At 65.6% G+C, this 4,614-nt stretch carries 3 protein-coding genes and 1 pseudogene; all 4 read right to left on the bottom strand.

Features of this window, described 5'->3' with window-relative positions; genetic code table 11:
* On the bottom strand, window positions 1–1,737 hold a 1,737-nt coding region (locus EN781_RS26635), incomplete at its 3' end, for a Tex family protein (RefSeq protein ID WP_145965636.1).
* Window positions 1,738–1,861: 124 nt separating this feature from the next.
* Window positions 1,862–3,040 carry a serine hydrolase gene (locus tag EN781_RS26630; RefSeq protein ID WP_126058513.1) on the bottom strand — a complete coding sequence of 393 codons (1,179 nt, stop codon included), beginning with the start codon at window positions 3,038–3,040 and terminating at the stop codon, window positions 1,862–1,864.
* 33 nt (window positions 3,041–3,073) lie between these two features.
* Entirely contained in the window at window positions 3,074–4,270 is a 1,197-nt protein-coding gene (locus EN781_RS26625) for a serine hydrolase (RefSeq protein WP_126058512.1), read from the bottom strand.
* Window positions 4,271–4,336: 66 nt separating this feature from the next.
* A pseudogene (locus EN781_RS26620) lies at window positions 4,337–4,614 on the bottom strand (putrescine/spermidine ABC transporter substrate-binding protein); the annotation flags it as partial.

Here is a 4,614-nt window from a genome sequence, read left to right as displayed (position 1 = left end):
CGTCGCCACGCCATAGGCTTCGGGATGCACCGAGGAAGCATCGAGCGGCTCGGCGCCATTGGCAATGCGCAAAAAGCCGGCGGACTGTTCGAAGGCACGTGGTCCGAGCCGCGCCACCTTGAGCAGGTCCTTGCGGCTGGCAAACGGCCCGGTCGCATCGCGATGCGCAACGATCGCTTCGGCCAGCGATGGGCCTAGCCCCGAAACCCGTGCCAGCAACGGCGCCGACGCCGTGTTGAGATCGACGCCGACGGCATTCACCGCATCTTCGACCACCGCTTCCAGCGAGCGGCCGAGCCGGTACTGGTCGACATCGTGCTGATATTGGCCGACGCCGATCGACTTCGGCTCGATCTTGACCAGTTCGGCAAGCGGATCCTGCAAGCGGCGAGCGATCGACACGGCGCCGCGCAGTGACACGTCGAGGCCGGGGAATTCCGCCGCTGCCGTCGACGAGGCCGAATAGACCGAAGCGCCCGCCTCGCTGACGATCACCTTGAGCGGCTTCGGGCCGGAACCGGCTGGCAGGTCCGACAGCATGTCAGCGACCAACTTCTCGGTCTCGCGGCTGCCGGTGCCGTTACCGATCGAGATCAGCTCGACCTTGTGCTGGCGGATGAGCGCGGCGAGCTCGGCCTGCGTGCCGCGCACATCGTTCCTGGGCGGGAACGGATAAACCGTCGTCGTCGCCACCAGCTTGCCGGTGCCGTCGACCACCGCCACCTTGACGCCGGTGCGGATGCCGGGATCGAGCCCCATCGTCGGCCGCGAACCGGCGGGCGCCGCGAGCAGCAGGTCCTTCAAGTTGCGCGCGAAGACGTGGATCGCCTCTTCCTCGGCGCGCTCGCGCAGGTCGCGCATCAGGTCGAGCGTCAGATGCAGGGACAGCTTGATGCGCCAGGTCCAGCCGGCGACCTCCATCAGCCAGCGGTCGCCCGGCAGGCTGCCGCCGATCGCATAGGCATTGGCGATCATGCGCTCGGCCGGCTTCACCGGCGAGGCATCGTCGGCATCGACCTCGATGTCGAGCGACAGCACCTCCTCGTTGCGGCCGCGCAACATGGCGAGCGCCCGATGGCTGGGCACGTTCGCCCAGCGCTCGACATGGTCGAAATAGTCGGAGAACTTCGCACCCGCCTCCTGCTTGCCGTCGACGACCCTGGCGCGCAGGAAGGCACGCTCCTTCATATAGGCGCGCAGCTTGCCGACCAGATCGGCATTCTCGGCGAACTGTTCCGACAGAATGTCGCGCGCGCCCTCGAGCGCGGCCTTTGCGTCTGCCACTTCTTCGGTGATGTAGGCGAGCGCGAGATCGGCGGGCACCGCCGCGCGGTCGGCGAGGATCGCCTCGGCCAGCGGCCCGAGCCCCCGCTCCCTGGCGATCTCCGCCTTGGTGCGCCGCTTCGGCTTGTAGGGTAGGTAGATGTCTTCCAGCTCGGCCTTGGTTGCCGCGGCATTGATCTTGGCCTCGAGCTCCGCGGTCAACTTGCCCTGCTCACGGATCGAACCGAGGATCGTCTCGCGGCGCGCGTCGAGCTCGCGCAGATAGGCCAGACGCTCGGCAAGGTCGCGCAACTGCGTGTCGTCGAGCCCGCCGGTGACTTCCTTGCGGTAGCGCGCGACAAAGGGAACAGTCGCGCCCTCGTCCAAAAGCTCGATCGCCGCCGCCGCCTGCTCGGGCCGCGCGCCGATCTCGGACGCTATGATTGCCGCAATGCGCTTGATGTCGGATGCCATGCCGGTCCCTGTCGAAAAGAGCGGCGACCATAGGCCGGGATGCCGTCCTCGCCAACCGCGCTGTTCAGCCCCTGCAGCGAGGTTCCACAGAAAAGGGTTGCGAAGGCGGGCCGCCTGGAACGGCTTAGACCATCCGGCTCAGCGCCTCGAAGAACGCCACCAGCTCGACATCGAGCCGGTCGTCGACAGGCTCCGGCTGCGACGACATCTTGGCGATCACCACCTCGTCCCGCGGATTGACATAGAGCCACTGGCCGTGGATGCCGATACCGCAATAGGCGCCGCTGTCGTGACCGGTCTGGTACCATTTGTTGCGGTAGCGGCCCTTGGGAAAGAGAAACGCCATCGTGCCGCGCTGCCAGGCCTCGAAGCTGCCGCCGGTTGAAACCGTGTCACGGACCCAGGCATCCGGCACGATGCGGCGGCCATTGGCCATGCCGCCCTGCCGCATCATCTCGCCGACCCGCGCCAGGTCGCGCGGCGTCACCGAAATACCGCCGGCGGTGCGCGCCGTGCCTTCCATGTCGACGGCGATCGAGCCCTCGCTCGTCGCGCCGAGCGGCAGCCACAATTTATCTCGCAGAAGATCGGCGATGCGCTGGCCCGACGCCCGCTCCAGCAGCGCGCCGAGCAAATCGGAATTGGGCGAGCGGTAGCGATAGGTCCGGCCGTGTGGCTCGCCGAGACGCTGCAACGTCAGGAGAAACGCCTTGAGGCTTTCGGACCCGCCGCCCGGATTCCACAGCGTGGCGCGGCGATAGCGGGCAAATGCGCTCTCGGGATCGAGATAGGCCTCCTCGAAATCGAGGCTGACGGTCATGTCGAGCACGTGCCGGCAGCTTGCATCGCCATAGGCAGAGCTTTTGGCCTCAGGGATGTAGTTGACGACGGGCGCTTCCGGGTCGAACACCCCCTCGCCTTCCAGTATGCCGGCGAGAATGGCGGTGAACGACTTGCTGATCGAGAAGATGATGTGGCGGGCGCCAAATTCCATATGCGGCGCCAACCAGTCGCCGACCCATTTGCCGCCCTTCATAATGGTCAGCGCATCGGTATCCGAGCGCTGGAGAAATGCCGCGACCGTTTCCGGCGCATTTGCCGAGGCGACCTTTTCGTCGAGCAGCCCGCCAAGCGCCTGCGGGGGCGCCTCGCTGCCGCTGGCGGATGCGAAGGGCGCGCTCGGCACCAGCTCGCCGACATTCTGGAACGACCAGCGATTGAACGGGCTTTCGCGCCAGTTGGAGAGCAGCACCGCGTTGCGGGCAAAGCCATATCTTGTCTCGAACGCGGTCCTGCCGGTCATGACGGTCTCCGGGATCCTCTGCTTGCTTGTGGGTCAGGCCAGCGCGGCGGCTATGGCGTGCACGGCCTTCAGCGTCGCCACCGAATAGGCTGTGTTGGTGAAATCCGGATAGGTCGAAAGCTTCACCACGACCATTCTGTTGTCCCAGCCGATGTGGATAAGCTGCCCGAACACACCCCGGCACATTAGCGCGCGCGAGCGCGGATCCTCGATCCAGAACTGGTTGCGGTAGCTGCCTTCGGGCAGGCTGGGATTGAAGCCCGGGCCGTGCCTGCCGGTGCGCGTCGCCTCGATCCACTCGGCCAGCACCACGCCGCCGCCATTGTCCAGGATCAGCTTGCCGAAGCGGGCGTAGTCGCGCAGCGTCGCGTTGAAGCCGCCGTCGGCGAGCGCATAGCCGGCGCTGTCGACGGTGAAGCAGGCGCTTTCATCCGCGCCGAGCTTTTGCCAGAGTTCCTCGGAAACCAGTTGCGCCAGCCGCTTGCCGGTCACCCGCTCCATGATGAAGGCCAGCACATCGGTCTCGATCGAGCGATACTCGAACGCCTCGCCATGCGGTCGCACCTTGTCCTTAAGCCGCAGGATCAGCTCGAACAGATGCGACGGCCATTGGAAGGATGGGTCGCTGCCGGGCGGCACCGGCTTCCAGCCGGTGGCGACGTCGACCTGGGCGATCTCTGAGCAGGGATTTGTGTATTCCTCGGAAAAGCGCACGCCCGTCGTCATGTCGAGCACATGCTGCACGCTGGCGCCCGTCCAGGCGGTCGCGCCGAGTTCCGGAAGGTAGCTGGTGACCGGCTTTGCCGGATCGATCAGTCCTCGCCCGACGAGGATGCCGAATACCGAGCCGGTGACAGACTTCGCCATCGACTGAGACAGGTGCAGCGTGCGCTCGTCCATCCCGTTGAAATAGCGCTCATAGGCGATCCTGCCGTCCTTGAGCACCAGGAATCCGTCCGTGTAGGTCTCGTCGAGCAGCCCGGCGAGCGTCGTCGGCGCACCTGTGCTGTCCTCCACCGGCAATGCGTCGAGATCGACCTCGGCCCGTTCGAAACGATGGCGATGGCCGTGGCCACGCCAGACTTCGACGGTCGGCAGGAACTCGCGGATATGCTGGAATGCCCATCGGTTCCACGGCGGCCGGTCCCAGTCGAGCTTCGGCGGCACCAGCCTGGGCGGCGAGCCCTGCATGATCGGCGGCCGCGGATCCGAGTTGCGGTAGGAATCCATGATCAATGTCCCGACGACATGAAAACGGACCCGGCGGCGCCTGCCGCCGGGTCCGTCACGATGCGGCTACTTCTGCAGTTCGGTCCAGATCTTGGTGTAGAGTTCCTGGACGTCCGGCGGGCACATCAGCTGCAGCTCGGCTTGCGGCTTGGCATCGGCCGGAATGACCACTTCGGGCGCATCCTTCATGTCGGCCGGCATGTATTTGTCCGAACCGGTGATGGCATTGGCGTAGCGATGGAAAGCCGACAGCCCGGCGGCATTTTCCGGATCCATGATGAAGTTCTGGAACAGCTTGGCATTCTCGACATTCTTGGCTTCCTTGAGAACGACCACATTGTCAC

The organism is Mesorhizobium sp. M4A.F.Ca.ET.090.04.2.1 (assembly GCF_003999085.1).
GTDB lineage: Bacteria > Pseudomonadota > Alphaproteobacteria > Rhizobiales > Rhizobiaceae > Mesorhizobium.
The sequence above is the reverse complement of the archived record's forward strand: the minus strand, read 5'-3'. Positions and strand labels throughout refer to the sequence as shown.

Excerpts from the sequence above, each read along its gene's own strand:
- EN781_RS26625 (WP_126058512.1), bottom strand. The coding sequence starts at position 4,270 with ATGGATTCCTACCGCAACTCGGATCCGCGGCCGCCGATCATGCAGGGC.
- EN781_RS26630 (WP_126058513.1), bottom strand. The coding sequence starts at position 3,040 with ATGACCGGCAGGACCGCGTTCGAGACAAGATATGGCTTTGCCCGCAAC.